Below are 12,725 nucleotides of genomic sequence, written 5' to 3' on the forward strand. Positions count from 1 at the left end.
CGTCACCGCACAACCCTGACGTCGTGCGGGGCTGTGTCCGGCGTTTCCCGGTGACCCGGGAAACGCCGGACACAGAGACGCAGAGACGCAGAGACACAGAGACGACACGCCCGTGACCGGTCGGCGCGCCCGCGCGCCCGCGCGCCCGCGGCGCTGAAACCGCTGGGACTCAGCGGTCTGTACCGGGCTGTCAGCAGGGCCTCACGCTGTTGATGGGGGTCCACCCCCTGGTGTACTTCGCGTACGAGTAGGGAGCATTGGTCACATCGTATGAGCCGGTGCCGTTGGCGCCCGTGTAGAACTTCCCCTTGGGGCCGCTGGGACCACGGGGCGTCTGGTTGTTCTCCCAGTAGCCTTCGCCTTCCCAGTTCGCGATGTTGTAGACGCGGCAGTTGACGAACGAGAACACCTTCCACTGATTGCGGCTGTAGTCCCACACGCTGAGGCAGAGCGCGCCCTGTGCGCAGTTGGTCGGGGTGCCGTCGTTGGTGTACCGGTAGGCGACGCCGCCCCCGACGACGCCGGGGGATACGGCGCTGGTCTCCGGGAGGGTCATGGTGCTGGAGCGCTGTGCGGGCTCGGCCTGGGCGGCCGAGGCCGGTGCGGTCGACAGTGCCAGTCCGGTGCCGGCAAGGACGACGGAGGCGAGTGCTGCTGTGAGGCGCTTCAGCTGCTTCATGCGGAATCTCCCTGGTGTGGTGGGCGGTGTGGTGCTTCGCGCAGCAGCATGCGACGGCCGCGGGGACAGGCGCGTGTGGTTTTGGCCCCAGCCAAAATGTCAGCACCCCAGGAGCGTTCGCCTGCGGAAAGCGGCGGGTGGGCTCTCAGCAACCGTCGAGGAGCCGAAGCCCCAAAGGCGTTGCCGTGTGCAGGACGCGCTTGCCATCACGCTGTGAGGCAACGAGTCCGCCGTCTCGCAGTACGGCCAACTGCTGGCTGGCGCTCGGCAGGGACAATCCCGTCGCGTCGGCGAGTTCGGAGGTGGTGGCGCAGGTGAGGGCGGCGGCCTCGGACAGGAGCGCGGCGCGGGCGGAGCCCAGCATGCGCGACAGTGACGCCGAGGGGGCGGCTGCCGATGAGGGACTCTTGTCGACCGGATAGATCAGGACCGGCCGCAGTTGGTCGTCGGCGAGGCTGATCGGGCGCTGCCAGCAGAAGTACGAGGGGACCAGCAACAGGCCTCGCCCGTTCAGGTGCAGATCACGCTCGACCGGATAGTCGACCGTCAGCACCGGTGGCTCCCACACCGCCATCGGCCGCAGGCTGTTCAGCAGGGCCCGCGTCCCGCCATCGGCCAGGACACGGGTGCGCCAGGCCACGTCGGCTGCCGTGGCCGTGCCGATACGGTTTCCCAGAGGAGCGATGAACTCCTGGTAGTACGTACGCAGCTTTCCGCCCAGCGCGTTCACCGTCGTGACGTCACCGCGTGCCAGCTCTGCCCCCGCCCACGGCTGTCCACCGCCTGCCGACAGCAGAGCCAGCTCATGACGCAGACGGCGCCGCGGTGTGGCGAGCACCCGGTCGATACCCGATTGCAGATCATTGCGACCGTCCTCGACATGCGGGGTGAGGAAGTCCGGAAAGTAGGCGGCACGCGGCACCAGGGTGCGCAGCGCCGACGCCGCCTCTCTGGCCGCCCCGCCCTGGCGGACCAGCCCGCCGACCCATAGGCGCCAGGGACCGAAGGCCATGGCGCCCTCGCGGGTCTGCAGGCGGCACAGGCTGCACACGATCTCCCACAGCGGGTCGGGGCCTCGTGCCAACCCGACGCTCTCCAGGTCTGTGCCGGTGAAATGGATGCGCAGCACGGTTACCCCCGTTGACCCCATTGGCCGCCGTTGACCAGCGATGCCCCAAGGCAGCTTTGTTGCACGCCGCATCCCGGACAAGGGCGAAGCGGGCCAACCACGGCCCCTGCATCGGGCCACCGAAAACCGTGAGACCACGGGACGGGGTTTCAGGGTTGCGCCTTCCGTTGCGGCAACTTCTACGGTCATGTGTGTGGCCGGAGAGACCGGCCCGGCGAGGGAGGCACCGACAATGGCCTGGTCGATCGCGGAGGTGGCGCGGATGTCCAAGGTGACGTCGCGGACGCTGCGGCATTACGACGAGATCGGCCTGCTGCCGCCCGCATGGATCGGAAGCAACGGGCACCGCTACTACGAGGAGGCCGATCTGTTGCGCTTGCAGCAGATCCTGCTGATGCGGGAGCTGGACCTGGGGCTGCGCGAGATCCAGGCGGTCCTGGACAGCCAGCTCGACCAGGTGGTCGCGCTCCGTGCGCACCACCAACGGCTGCTCGCGGAACGGGACCGGCTGGAGACGCTCGCCCGTACGGTCGGCCGCACCATCGCCGAACTGGAAGAAGGCAAGGGCAAGGACAATATGACGAAGATCAACAAGCCGGAGAACCTGTTCGAGGGGTTCCAGGCCCCCTCCGAGGCCGAGGCCGAGGTCCGGGAGCGGTGGCCGCAGGCATGGGAGCAGTCCCGGCAGGCCGTCGACGCGATGACCTCCGAGGACATGGAGCGCTGGCAGCGTGAGGTGACGGCGCAGATGATCCGCATGGCGGAGTTCATGGTGGCCGGCACGCCGGTGTCCGACCCTGCGGTACAGGCCGAGGTGGAGGCCAACTACCAGGGCATCTGCCGGTTCTGGACCCCGAGCGCGGCCGCGTACAAGGGAGTGGGCCAGACCTATGTCGACGACCCGCAGATGCGGGCCAACTTCGACAAGATCGCCGACGGACTCGCCGTCTACCAGCGCGATGCGATGACCGTGTACGCCGACGCCCGGCTGAGCTGACCGTCCGCCCCCAGGGGCTCCCGTGTGTGCGGCGGGTCATCAGGGGTGGCCGATGAGCTTCTCCTGGGTTTCGAGGGAGGCAGTCCACCCCGCACGGCCCGGGACGCCGACCGCCACTCGAAGGGGTCCAGCAGGTCCCGCAGCTCACCGCGCACCCGGGAGTACGACTCCCAGGCGGCGTGGTCCGTCTCGAAGCCGCCCTCACGGTCCCCGCCGGGTGCGTGGATCGGCTCGTCGGGGCCCGGCCCGTCGAGGAAGACGGTCGGCACCGAGGCCCACCCCGACCAGCGGGCCGGGGCGCGCGCCTCATCCCCGGTGGTGCCGCGGTTCTCGCGCTCCAGCGTCCGCGGCACCTTGATGGCTGCGAGGTTCGCCTCAGACCGGGCCAGCGGGCCGCGCGGCAGGTCCGCCGGATCAGGACGGAACCGCCGAGTAGCCCCGCCGCGCCTCGCATGGCGGGGTGTTCCGTTCCCGAGCCGGGTCGGACCCGCTGCCCGGGCGCGTGGCGAGCCGGCGTGAATGCCGACGTTTGTCGGTCCGCGCTGTTCGTCTTTCTGTGCGAACAGGGGCGGCGTGTGCGAGGAAGGGCGCAGAACGGTTGTTACCAAGGCGTGTGGGGCCGTTCGGGTGATGCGCTGGATGGCGTCACCGGAGGTGCGCCGGATTGGGCAAGCGCTTGCCGTTGATCGTTCAGCGGGTCGGTGTAGTGCTCACGGGGTGTCAGGTGCACGCCCGCAAGAGGTGCGTGGTGAGTGCAGGCAAGGGTCACGGAATTGTCCGTAATCGGTAACTGGTGGTCGCCGGTCCGCCACAACGGTCACGGCAGCTTCACAGTGTGGGTTCTCGGCCCGCACCGGGTCGGGGAGACGTGCCAACGTGCCCGCCGGCCGTTGTCGGCTGCCCGGGCCCAGCCTCTGAGGGGACATCACTCATGTCTGCTTCATCGACCGCCCACCGTTTCGCTGCCGTGGCCCTCGCCGCCGGCGCCGTGGTCTGTGCCGCGGCGCTGCCGGCCACCGCGGCCGACCGGGACCATCACCGGCATCCGCGGGTGGAGATCAGCGCCGTGCAGGCCGACAGCCCCGGACGTGACAACCACACCAACCGGTCGCTGAACGCCGAATGGGTGGACATCACCAACAACACCCGCCACACGGTCAACCTCAAGGGCTGGACGCTGCGGGACGGTGACGGCAACCGCTACCGCTTCCGCAACGTACGCCTGGCCGGCGGGGATACGCTCCGCGTCCACACCGGCACCGGCCGCGACACCCACGACCACCTCTACCAGGACCGCCGCGACTACATGTGGGACAACCACGCCGACAAGGCCGTCCTGCGCAACGACCGCCACCACACCGTGGACACCAAGTCCTGGAATCGCGGCGGGCACCACCGTTAACCGTCCCCCTGGAGGAGCCGGGCCCCGGCCATAGAAGGGGCTCCGGCGAGACTGACGGGGAGGAGGGGCATCACGACATCTGCCCTCCTCCCCGTGTCCGTATCTCTGTATCTTCGTATGTTCGTCGGAGGGCGGACGGGACGAAGCCCAGGGCCTCCCGGGGCAGGTATAGCCGAACAGGGGGTTGGATTCCGCTAGCTGGCGACGATGGCGCCGAGGACCATGCCGCCGATCAGTCCGACGGCGCTGACGATCAGGGCGATGGTGGAGAGCCGTTCGTGTCGAGCGAACTTGGCGATGAGGGCCAGGACCAGCCCACCGAGGCCGAACACGATCGGCAGGAAGAGAAGGCCGATCGCTCCCAGCACGATCGCGATGATGCTGAGGACGTTCTCGCTGGCACCGCTCTTGGCCGGGGGGTGGTGCTGCCCGGTCGGCTGGTTGCCGTACTGCGTGGTCATCTCTCGCTCCTTCGGATCGGTCGCTTCAGGATCTGGTCTCAAGGCAGCCGGTCTCCTACCGTCCGCATGCCCCCAACTCCCGTCTTCAGACGCACAATTGCATGCGGCCCAGCCGTTGAGCGTGGCGGCGGGTGACCAGAGGGACGGTCGTACAGCAGGTCGGTGCCATCGAGCCGGCCTTCCAGAAGCCGAACCAGGGCCCAGAGGAAGTCGTCGACGGACCGGTTGGTCCAGCCTCGTGCTGCGGGCGCGTGGGGATCGTGCCGGTGGCAAGCCGCCTCGCAGTCCGCGCACAGCAGGTGAAGGTAGGCGGCGAAGTCCTGGAGGGATTTCACCTGCTGCCCGGATGCAAGGTTTTCGGGTGCAAACACATGGCGAGGGCGCGAGCCCTGTTCGGCCGCGTCGACCAGCCGGTGAACGACACCCAGCCAGGGAACTACGGAGCCGAGCTGCGGTGGCCAACCTCGTCGTCACCAACTGCCCCGTCGGCCGCAGGCCCGTGTCGCCGCGTGTGCCTGGTCCGAGCGGCGTCGTGGGCGCTGCGCAGAAGCCGCACGAGCGTGTCCGCTGTCCTCTCGCCAGGGTTGACGACACAGATCCAGCCGATCGCCCCGTACACCGGGTGTGGCAACAGACTGTCGGCGGCTGCGTAATCACGAGGCCGGGTGAGGCTCTGCGGTTCTTCCCCCGTGAGTGCCCGGAACGTCACACGGTCGACGCGGATGTTCACGCGCCAGCGGCCCGGAGGGTCAAGGTCACAAGTGGTGTCGTCAGGGTAGTTCTTGGTGGTGATCGTTCCGTAAGGCTGGACGTTCTGAGGCATCTGGCCGTCGGGGGCGTAGTAGAAGAACGCATCTCCCCACGCCATCTCGGGGAAGTCGCCGCCCGGCTCCGGGATGACCACGAGCGCCCCGTCGAAGCCTCGCACCGCCGCGATGATCTGTTCCATACTCATGGTTAAAGCATCACCTTCAAGTGCTTATGTGGGGTTGCCGATGGATGAGACGGCGAGCCGTTCACGACGGGTGCCGCTTCGCACCGCTCAGATCGCCGAGGAGTCGGGGTACTCGGTGCAACAGGTTCGCGACCTGGAGCGGCTGGGAGTCATTCCCCCGGCCGCTCGGTCGAGCAACGGCTACCGGTCCTATACGTCGTCGCACGTGCACGCCCTGCGCGCCTACCGAGGAGTCGCAGGTGCGGTGGGGCCCGCCACGGCCCGGCAGATGCTCGCGGAACTGCGAACCCAGACGATCACGGAGGCGGCCTCGGCGATCAACGCGGTCCACGTCCGGCTGGCGCGGGAACGCGAGGAGGCCCTGCGTGCTCAACGAGCGTTGCGTGCGATCCAGGCCGAAGCGAACACACCCGACGTCGAGCAGGAGAGCGACGCGATGACCATCACGGAGCTCGCCAAGGCGCTTGATGTGCGGCCCTCGACCCTGCGGTACTGGGAGCAGGAAGGGCTTGTCGCCCCCGACCGGGTGACGTCACTGCGAGCGCGCCGATTTGATCTGCCAGCCATCAGGGCGGCACGCATCGTCGCGGCCCTGCGCAGCGCGGGCTACGGCATTCCCGCAGTGCGCGAGACCATGGGCTCCCTGCGGCAGTTCGAGGGCCTGGGAGAGACGCGACGCATCCTGCAACAGCGTCTTGACCAGATCGCCATGCGGACCGTGGCACTCCTCCGGGCGGGCGCAGACCTGGCGGTTGTCGTCACGGCCGCCGAGGAGCCGATGACCACCGAGTAGGACTCCGGAAGGTCTTGACGTCCGTGCTGGTCTCCGCACCCGTGCTTGTCCAGAGCGTGTTGGAGGCGTGGACAGGCGTGGACGTACGCGAAGCGGGGTGCATGCGGGCGGCATGGCCACGGAGGCATGGCTGTAGTCGCTCCGGGGTCGCCGCCGATCGCCTTGGCCAGTCGTCGCCCGGCGTGGCTGTCGCGTGAGGTTCGCCGAAGAGCCGACCAGGGCTTTCGCACTGCGGTGCAGGGCCGCGTACGGGCCTGGAACCGGGACTAGTCCGTGGCGATGTAGCCGAGTGCGCGGTGGGCCAGGGTGCTGAGAGTGATACGCAGTTGTTCTTCCTCGGCGTCGCTGTGGTCGCGGGTGAAGAGCAGGTAGCAGGTTCGCTCACCCATCCAGGCGATGGCATCGAGCTGGGCGCGATCCTGCTCGGGATCGCCGTGGACCAATCCGCGTGCCCGGTCGTGAGCGACCGCCTGGCATGCCAGGTCGATGCCGTGTTCCATGAGGGAGACCCACACCTGCCTGTACTGAGACCGGGTCGACAGTTCGACACCCACGCGGAAGATGTGACCGTGCCGGCGCCAGTTGTCGACCTGGACATCGATGGCACGTTGCAATCCGGTGCTGTCACTGGCTTTGGCGGAGGCCTCGATACCGGTATAGATGTATCGGGTGGCGCGCTCGATGACGGCGTGCACCAAGTCCTCTTTGGAGGCGAAGTAGAAGTAGGCGGCGGATCGGGTGATCCCTGCCTCCTTCGCGACAGCCTCCATCGTCATCTCGGCGACCGTGGACCGCCGAAGCAGCTCCTCGGTCGCATCCAACAGCGCCTGCTCCCGCAGGTCACCCTTGCTCATCTTGGTGCGGCGCCGACCCTCAGACACCGAACGCCCGTCGGCCTGCTTGCTCATGCCAGCAGAGGTTACGCCCCCGTGCCGACCGCACGAGAGGCGGTTCGGCACGAGTGTCCGTGTGCTCGACGCCAGGGGCCGCGCTGGTGAAGACGGCTTCCGTCTCAACGTGTTGCCCGGTGCTCCGGTCAGGCCGGCGAACAGAATCGACGCAGCGTTGACAATAATCTGCGGTGCGTTGATTATGGGATCGGGTGCTCACGGCCGCGGCCCCGGCCTTCGGTGCGAGTCGCAGAACGGTGGGCGGAGAAGGCGAAGGCGGGTAGGCAGCGACAATTCACGCGCGTACGGCCGAGCGGTTTGGGGAGAGCATGAAGACAACGTCGTTTCGCAGGTGCTGTGCGGTGACAGCCATGGCGGTTGCCGCGGGCCTCGGGCTGGTCGCCGCCCCCGGAACAAGTGAGGCCGCAACGGGTGACTGCACGGCCTACCTGACGAGTAAGGGATACGATGTCGGCCCGAAAAGCACTGCGATATGCACCCGGAAACAGGCTGGGGGGAGCCAACCGCAGTGCGTGAATGGGTTGGTGGCACTCAGAGTGGCCAGGAGCCACGCTGACATCGCCTGTACCAGGGCCTCCTGGTAGATCTGGTCACTCCGTTCCGCCGGACGGAAAGCGTTGCGTGGCGCTGTCCTGATAACGGAGCGTTGTTGCGCCACCAGTTCGGAAAGTGTCCGCGCGGGATTCGACCTCGGAACGTATCCGCAAAACGACCCGCAGTCTTGATGTGACAGGGGGGCCATGGAACGCGACGCACAGTTCAGCGGGCCCGACGCGAGCCCGGAGCGCATTCCGCCGCCCCCGGCGTATCCACCGTTCGTCCCTCCGCCGACAGGCATTCCGGGATGGTGGCAGCGACGGTCGGCCGGCGTGAAAACCACGATCCTGACGGTGGCCGGCGGTCTCATTCTGGCAAGCCTGACCAGCCCGCTGGCGCCCACTTTCACCGATATCGGCCAGCGGCTCAACCCTTTCCAGGACGCCGCGCACGAGCTGAAGGTCGTGGCACTCGGCCCTTACACCTACACGACCGCCGGCTGGATCCTCCCCGACAAGGAAGTGGCGGACGTCGATCCACTTCCTGGCGCCTCCACAGACGGTCACGCTTCATTGTCCCAGTGGGCCGACTGGCAAAAGCGGGTCGGCGCCGTATCAGCCGGTCAGCAGGTACTCAAGCTCAATCTCCAGGGAGGCTCGCCCAAAGCTGTCACACTCCACGGGATGGACGTGACCGCCGACTGCCAGGACCCCGTCCCGGGTACCCACGTCTTTGAGCGCGGAGCCGGAGGGCTGCCCTCGCGCCACTTCCGGGTGATTCTGGACGCTCCCGGCGGCCCTACCGTCACGCCGTACGGCAAGACCGGCGAAGAACGACCGGACCCCGAGCCGGCGGAGTTCCCCTTCTACGTCTCCGAGAGCGAACTCGAGCACTTCGTTCTCGACGTGCAGGCCCGCTCCCGTTCTTGCTCTTGGCGAGCCACACTGCGCTGGAGCGTCAACGGCCAGCAGGGAACCACGCAGATCGGCAACAGCGCCGCGTTTCGCCTCACGGCTGCCACCGCGGCGACCGGTCAGTATCCCCTGGGCGGCTCTCCGCCCCCTGCTCCGGCGGATTGAATGCGCGGCGTTCTTCAGGAGTTGTTCACCTGCGTCCGCAAGCCGTGACCGCTCCGGCGCTCAGCCGCGCAAGCCGCCGTTGAGCAGTCATTGGATGGTGATCTCCCGGGGGAGGGCGGCTCGTACACTGGCGAGAATGGAGGACCACACGGCCACCGGAGTCGAGATCGGTGCGCGGCCGGCGCCCGCCCTGCGGGAGTACGTCGACTCGTATGTCGGCTTCGACCTCCGCGGGCTCCCGACGGGGGTGCACTGCGGCCCGCCGAGCCGCGCGCTCACCGCGGTGATAAGCCTGTCAGATCCTCTGGAGGTGGCGGCGGGCGTTGACGACGGGGCACCGGTCAGCCGATTCGGCAGTGTGGCCGGCGGTCTGATGCGCCGATCCGTCGCGATTCACCACGACGGACGCCAGCAAGGCGTTCAGGTGTCGCTGACACCGCTGGGGGCCCGGGCCGTCTACGGCATGCCCGCCGCCGAGCTCGCCCACCGGCTGGTCCCACTGGACGAGCTTCTCGGAGCCCTTGCCGTCGAGCTGGTCGGCCGGCTCCGATCGGCGACGACGTGGGCGGCGCGGTTCACGGCGTTGGACGAACTGCTTCTGCGAGCCGTCGACCGTGGCGTCCGCGGCGGCCATGTGCGCCGGGTGCGCCCCGAGGTGACCGAGGCGTGGCGTCGCCTCGTCGCCGCCCGGGGGCGCGTCCCGATCGGTGCGGTCGCCGCCGAACTCGGCTGGAGCCGTCGGTATTTCACCGAGCGGTTTCAAGGGGAGGTGGGCCTGTCGCCGAAGACCGCCGCCCGGGTCCTGCGCTTCGAGCACGCGCACGAGCTGGCGGCGGCGCAGGACCCGCTCCCGTGGATCGACGTGGCGACTATCACCGGCTACGCCGACCAGGCCCATCTCGTCCGGGACTGGCGCGAGTTCACGGGCCGGTCGCCGACGGCATGGCGGCGCGGCGAAGTCCTCCTCGGAGCCGGGTAGCCGCCAACTGCCCGCCCTTCGCGTCGGCTTCTCTTCCCATTTCTTCAAGACCGCCCGACCGCCGGGGTGGACGATCGTCGGCATGAGAATCAGTGACCACGAACGCGATGCCATGGACCTGCGGACCACCCCCGTACACCTCGGGCTGGGGTCGAGAGCCAATCCCGTCGAGGGTTTCACCTGGGATCCGGAGGTGCTCCAGGCCTACAGCGCCGCGGTCGTGGCAGACGGCGCCGAGGGCCGGATGGTGATGATGTTCGACGGCGACGGACCCGGCGATCACTGGGAGAACCACCCCGCGGGCGACGAACTCGTCGTCTGCCTCAGCGGGTCCGTGACGGTCACCCGCGACATCGACGGGGTACGCGACCGCGTTCTGCTCGGGCCGGGCGAGGCCACCATCAACCCGGCCGGGGTATGGCACGCCGTCGACATGGAGGGGCCGACGTCCCTCCTGTCCATCACCGCGACCCTCGGCACCGAGCACCGCCCCCGGACCGGCCCCCGCCCGACCGAACGCGTCGGCACGCCCGGCCCGCAGGAAGCGCCGTGACGACACGTATCGCGTGCCTCGGCGACAGCCTCACCCGCGCGCAGTTCAGCGTCGACTACCTGGGTCTTCTCGGACAGCGCCACCCTGCCGGCGACGTGCGGCTCGCCCGTTTCTGCGCCAACGGCGACTTCGCCTACAACCTCTTGCAGCGCGTCGACGCAGTCGTCACGGACCCACCCGATGTGATCACCGTGTTGATCGGGACCAACGACGCCCGATCGAGCCTCGCCGGATACCCGGTCGAGCAGGCCATGAAGCGCAAACAGCTCCCCGACCGCCCGTCGACCGGCTGGTTCCAACAGTGCCTGGGAACCGTCGTCGCACGGCTGCGAGCGGAGACCGACGCGACGATCGGTCTGCTGTCGCTACCAGTACTCGGCCAACAACTCGACGGAGCAGCGGCACAGGCATCGCGGGCGTACAGCCGGATGATCGCCGAGGTCGCCGCCACCAACGGCGTGGCCTACCTTCCGCTCCACGAACGTCAGACCGAGGAACTGCGCCGAGCGGACCCGCCGCCGACCCCCTACCGGGAGGTGACGCCCGCAGCGGCCGTCGGCGTCCTCGTCCAGCACGCGGTGCTGCGCCGCAGCCTCGACACGATCTCGCGGCGGCGCGGTCTCCTGCTCACGACCGACCACATCCACCAGAACAGCCGCGGCGCCACCCTCATCGCTGAGGTCATCAACGCCGGTCTGCTGACCCAGAGGGCGTAGGGCGAGAGTTCTGGCCACGGGCGCAGGTTGCGGCTCCGTCCCGCGTGGCGACGGAGCCGTCACCGCGGCCTGGGGCCCGCCGATCCGGCCGCGGTGACGAGGTGCACCACGACGCCGGTGTGCTCGCGAGTGCCGGCCTCGCCCGCGTGCCGGGGGTCAGGAGAGCTCGGGGAGGATCTCCTCGGCGACGCGATGGCCGGATTCGGCGGCTCCGTCGATGTAGCCGGTCCAGCGCCTGGCGGTCTCGGTGCCCGCCCAGTGCAGGGGGCCGACCGGGCGGCGCAGGGCGGGGCCGAAGCGGGTGAGGGCGCCGGGTACGGCGAAGGCCCCATAGCAGCCGCGGCTGTATTCCTCCTCCGCCCAGTCGCGTTCGATGTAGGCGATGGGGTCGCGGGCCTCGGGGCCGAAGTAGCCGGCGAGGTCGTTGATGACCTGAGTGCGGCGCTCGTCGGGGTCCATGCGTGAGCCGGTGTCGGCGTGGCGTCCTTCGAGGAATCCGACGAGGACGCCGCACGAGCCGTCGTGAGGAGTGTTGTCGAGGACGGTGCCGAAGGGGCGGTGGGTGCTGTTGGCCTGCCCGCTGAGGCCGGCGTGACGCCAGAACGGTTCCTCGTAGGCGATGTTGACCTTTATGACCCGGCCCATCGGCATCCGCTGGACGAGTTGGTCGCGGTCGCCGGGCAGGCCGGGGGTGTAGCGGATGCGGGCGGTGAGCGGCGGCGGGACGGCGACGACGGCGCGCTGGGCGCGGACGGTCGGGCCGCTGCGGGTGGTGACGCGCACGCCGGAGGCCGCCGTGGGCCGCCAGTCGATGTCGGTGACCGGCGCGTCGAGGACGATCCGGTCGCCGAGTTCTTCGGCCAGTTCGAGCGCGATGCGTTGCGTTCCGCCGAGGACGCGGTCCTGCTGGGCTCCGCCGACGACGTTGATCAGCTGGTCGAGGCCGCCGGCGGCGCCGACGTAGTGGGCGGCCCAGAGCGCGGACATGTCCTCCGGTCCGTTGGAGAAGACCGCTTCGGTGATCAGCCGGAAGAAGGCCCGGCCGCCCGGGGTGCGTGCTGTCCGGTGCAGCCAGGTGCCGAAGGTCTGGCGGTCCAGTTCCTCGGCCCGGGGCGCTCGCCAGGGCTCGGCGGCGGCGACCTGGCGGGCGATGCGGTCCAGCCGGTACTGGGTCTGTCCGATGTCGGCGAGGACGAGCGGGCTGAGCTGGGGGATCCGGCCCGTGTACTGGACGCGGGTGCTGCGGAACTCGCCGATGTGCTCACCGTCGGCGTAGGTGGGGTAGGTCCGCAGTCCCAGTTCCCTGATCAGATCCCTGGCGTGACGCTGGGTCGGGCCGACCCATTGCCCGCCGACCTCGATGGGCGCGCCGCCGGGCAGTTCGGCGTTCAGGAGCCGGCCTCCGACGCGGTCCCGTGCTTCCAGGACCAGGACGTCCGCTCCACTGCGCGCGAGATCCCGGGCGGCTACGAGGCCCGCCACACCGGCTCCGACGACCGCGACGTCCACTGCCTTCTCCATCGCCGCCACCATT

General features: G+C 69.1%; 14 protein-coding genes. 7 read left to right on the forward strand and 7 right to left on the reverse strand.

The window, feature by feature from the left end; all coding sequences use genetic code 11:
- Positions 1-190: 190 nt before the first annotated feature.
- Entirely contained in the window at positions 191-679 is a 489-nt protein-coding gene (locus tag DCW30_RS35605; protein WP_076688125.1) for a hypothetical protein, read from the reverse strand.
- A gap of 145 nt (positions 680-824) precedes the next feature.
- The gene (locus tag DCW30_RS35610; protein ID WP_076688126.1) at positions 825-1,808 is read right to left on the reverse strand and encodes an ArsR/SmtB family transcription factor; all 984 of its coding nucleotides are present in this window, start codon (positions 1,806-1,808) and stop codon (positions 825-827) included.
- A 232-nt stretch (positions 1,809-2,040) separates the two neighbouring features.
- Between DCW30_RS35610 and DCW30_RS35615 the strand changes: the two genes are divergently transcribed.
- On the forward strand, positions 2,041-2,805 hold the full coding sequence (locus DCW30_RS35615; RefSeq protein WP_076688127.1) for a MerR family transcriptional regulator: 765 nt from the start codon (positions 2,041-2,043) through the stop codon (positions 2,803-2,805).
- Here the strand turns inward: DCW30_RS35615 and DCW30_RS35620 are convergent.
- Positions 2,757-3,158: a hypothetical protein gene (locus DCW30_RS35620; RefSeq protein ID WP_076688128.1), complete on the reverse strand. Its 402-nt coding sequence runs from the start codon at positions 3,156-3,158 to the stop codon at positions 2,757-2,759. The two genes, DCW30_RS35615 and DCW30_RS35620, sit on opposite strands and share 49 nt — an antisense overlap.
- Positions 3,159-3,736: 578 nt before the next feature.
- Between DCW30_RS35620 and DCW30_RS35625 the strand changes: the two genes are divergently transcribed.
- On the forward strand, positions 3,737-4,207 hold the full coding sequence (locus DCW30_RS35625; protein ID WP_076688129.1) for a lamin tail domain-containing protein: 471 nt from the start codon (positions 3,737-3,739) through the stop codon (positions 4,205-4,207).
- Between the two features lie 194 nt (positions 4,208-4,401).
- Here DCW30_RS35625 and DCW30_RS35630 read toward each other — a convergent pair whose 3' ends face one another.
- The gene (locus tag DCW30_RS35630; RefSeq protein WP_062770136.1) at positions 4,402-4,668 is read right to left on the reverse strand and encodes a hypothetical protein; all 267 of its coding nucleotides are present in this window, start codon (positions 4,666-4,668) and stop codon (positions 4,402-4,404) included.
- A 436-nt stretch (positions 4,669-5,104) separates the two neighbouring features.
- Positions 5,105-5,617 carry a DUF6194 family protein gene (locus DCW30_RS35635; RefSeq protein WP_076689817.1) on the reverse strand — a complete coding sequence of 171 codons (513 nt, stop codon included), beginning with the start codon at positions 5,615-5,617 and terminating at the stop codon, positions 5,105-5,107.
- Positions 5,618-5,663: 46 nt separating this feature from the next.
- On the opposite strand from DCW30_RS35635, the gene DCW30_RS35640 reads away from it, so the two are divergent.
- The gene (locus DCW30_RS35640) at positions 5,664-6,416 is read left to right on the forward strand and encodes a MerR family transcriptional regulator (protein ID WP_076688130.1); all 753 of its coding nucleotides are present in this window, start codon (positions 5,664-5,666) and stop codon (positions 6,414-6,416) included.
- A 266-nt stretch (positions 6,417-6,682) separates the two neighbouring features.
- On the opposite strand, the gene DCW30_RS35645 is transcribed toward DCW30_RS35640, so the two are convergent.
- Entirely contained in the window at positions 6,683-7,324 is a 642-nt protein-coding gene (locus tag DCW30_RS35645) for a TetR/AcrR family transcriptional regulator (protein WP_076688131.1), read from the reverse strand.
- A gap of 872 nt (positions 7,325-8,196) precedes the next feature.
- On the opposite strand from DCW30_RS35645, the gene DCW30_RS35650 reads away from it, so the two are divergent.
- From DCW30_RS35650 to DCW30_RS35665, 4 genes are all read left to right on the forward strand, one after another.
- Positions 8,197-8,943, forward strand: a complete 747-nt coding sequence (locus tag DCW30_RS35650; protein WP_076688132.1) for a hypothetical protein — start codon at positions 8,197-8,199, stop codon at positions 8,941-8,943.
- A gap of 136 nt (positions 8,944-9,079) precedes the next feature.
- Positions 9,080-9,922 carry a helix-turn-helix domain-containing protein gene (locus DCW30_RS35655; protein ID WP_076688133.1) on the forward strand — a complete coding sequence of 281 codons (843 nt, stop codon included), beginning with the start codon at positions 9,080-9,082 and terminating at the stop codon, positions 9,920-9,922.
- Positions 9,923-10,004: 82 nt separating this feature from the next.
- Positions 10,005-10,475, forward strand: coding sequence for a cupin domain-containing protein (locus DCW30_RS35660; protein WP_076688134.1), 471 nt, complete (start codon positions 10,005-10,007; stop codon positions 10,473-10,475).
- The gene (locus tag DCW30_RS35665; RefSeq protein ID WP_076688135.1) at positions 10,472-11,191 is read left to right on the forward strand and encodes an SGNH/GDSL hydrolase family protein; all 720 of its coding nucleotides are present in this window, start codon (positions 10,472-10,474) and stop codon (positions 11,189-11,191) included. Before DCW30_RS35660 ends, DCW30_RS35665 begins: the two co-directional genes overlap by 4 nt.
- 156 nt (positions 11,192-11,347) lie before the next feature.
- Here the strand turns inward: DCW30_RS35665 and DCW30_RS35670 are convergent, their stop codons facing one another.
- Positions 11,348-12,712, reverse strand: coding sequence for a flavin monoamine oxidase family protein (locus DCW30_RS35670; protein WP_076688136.1), 1,365 nt, complete (start codon positions 12,710-12,712; stop codon positions 11,348-11,350).
- Positions 12,713-12,725 lie beyond the last annotated feature (13 nt).

Source organism: Streptomyces alfalfae (assembly GCF_004127445.1).
Lineage (GTDB): Bacteria > Actinomycetota > Actinomycetes > Streptomycetales > Streptomycetaceae > Streptomyces > Streptomyces alfalfae.

What these genes read in the sequence shown, in the direction of transcription:
- DCW30_RS35605 (WP_076688125.1), bottom strand. Translation starts at nt 679, where the DNA reads ATGAAGCAGCTGAAGCGCCTCACAGCAGCACTCGCCTCCGTCGTCCTT.
- DCW30_RS35615 (WP_076688127.1), top strand. Translation starts at nt 2,041, where the DNA reads ATGGCCTGGTCGATCGCGGAGGTGGCGCGGATGTCCAAGGTGACGTCG.
- DCW30_RS35625 (WP_076688129.1), top strand. Translation starts at nt 3,737, where the DNA reads ATGTCTGCTTCATCGACCGCCCACCGTTTCGCTGCCGTGGCCCTCGCC.
- DCW30_RS35630 (WP_062770136.1), bottom strand. Translation starts at nt 4,668, where the DNA reads ATGACCACGCAGTACGGCAACCAGCCGACCGGGCAGCACCACCCCCCG.
- DCW30_RS35635 (WP_076689817.1), bottom strand. Translation starts at nt 5,617, where the DNA reads ATGGAACAGATCATCGCGGCGGTGCGAGGCTTCGACGGGGCGCTCGTG.
- DCW30_RS35640 (WP_076688130.1), top strand. Translation starts at nt 5,664, where the DNA reads ATGGATGAGACGGCGAGCCGTTCACGACGGGTGCCGCTTCGCACCGCT.
- DCW30_RS35645 (WP_076688131.1), bottom strand. Translation starts at nt 7,324, where the DNA reads ATGAGCAAGCAGGCCGACGGGCGTTCGGTGTCTGAGGGTCGGCGCCGC.
- DCW30_RS35655 (WP_076688133.1), top strand. Translation starts at nt 9,080, where the DNA reads ATGGAGGACCACACGGCCACCGGAGTCGAGATCGGTGCGCGGCCGGCG.
- DCW30_RS35660 (WP_076688134.1), top strand. Translation starts at nt 10,005, where the DNA reads ATGAGAATCAGTGACCACGAACGCGATGCCATGGACCTGCGGACCACC.
- DCW30_RS35670 (WP_076688136.1), bottom strand. Translation starts at nt 12,712, where the DNA reads ATGGAGAAGGCAGTGGACGTCGCGGTCGTCGGAGCCGGTGTGGCGGGC.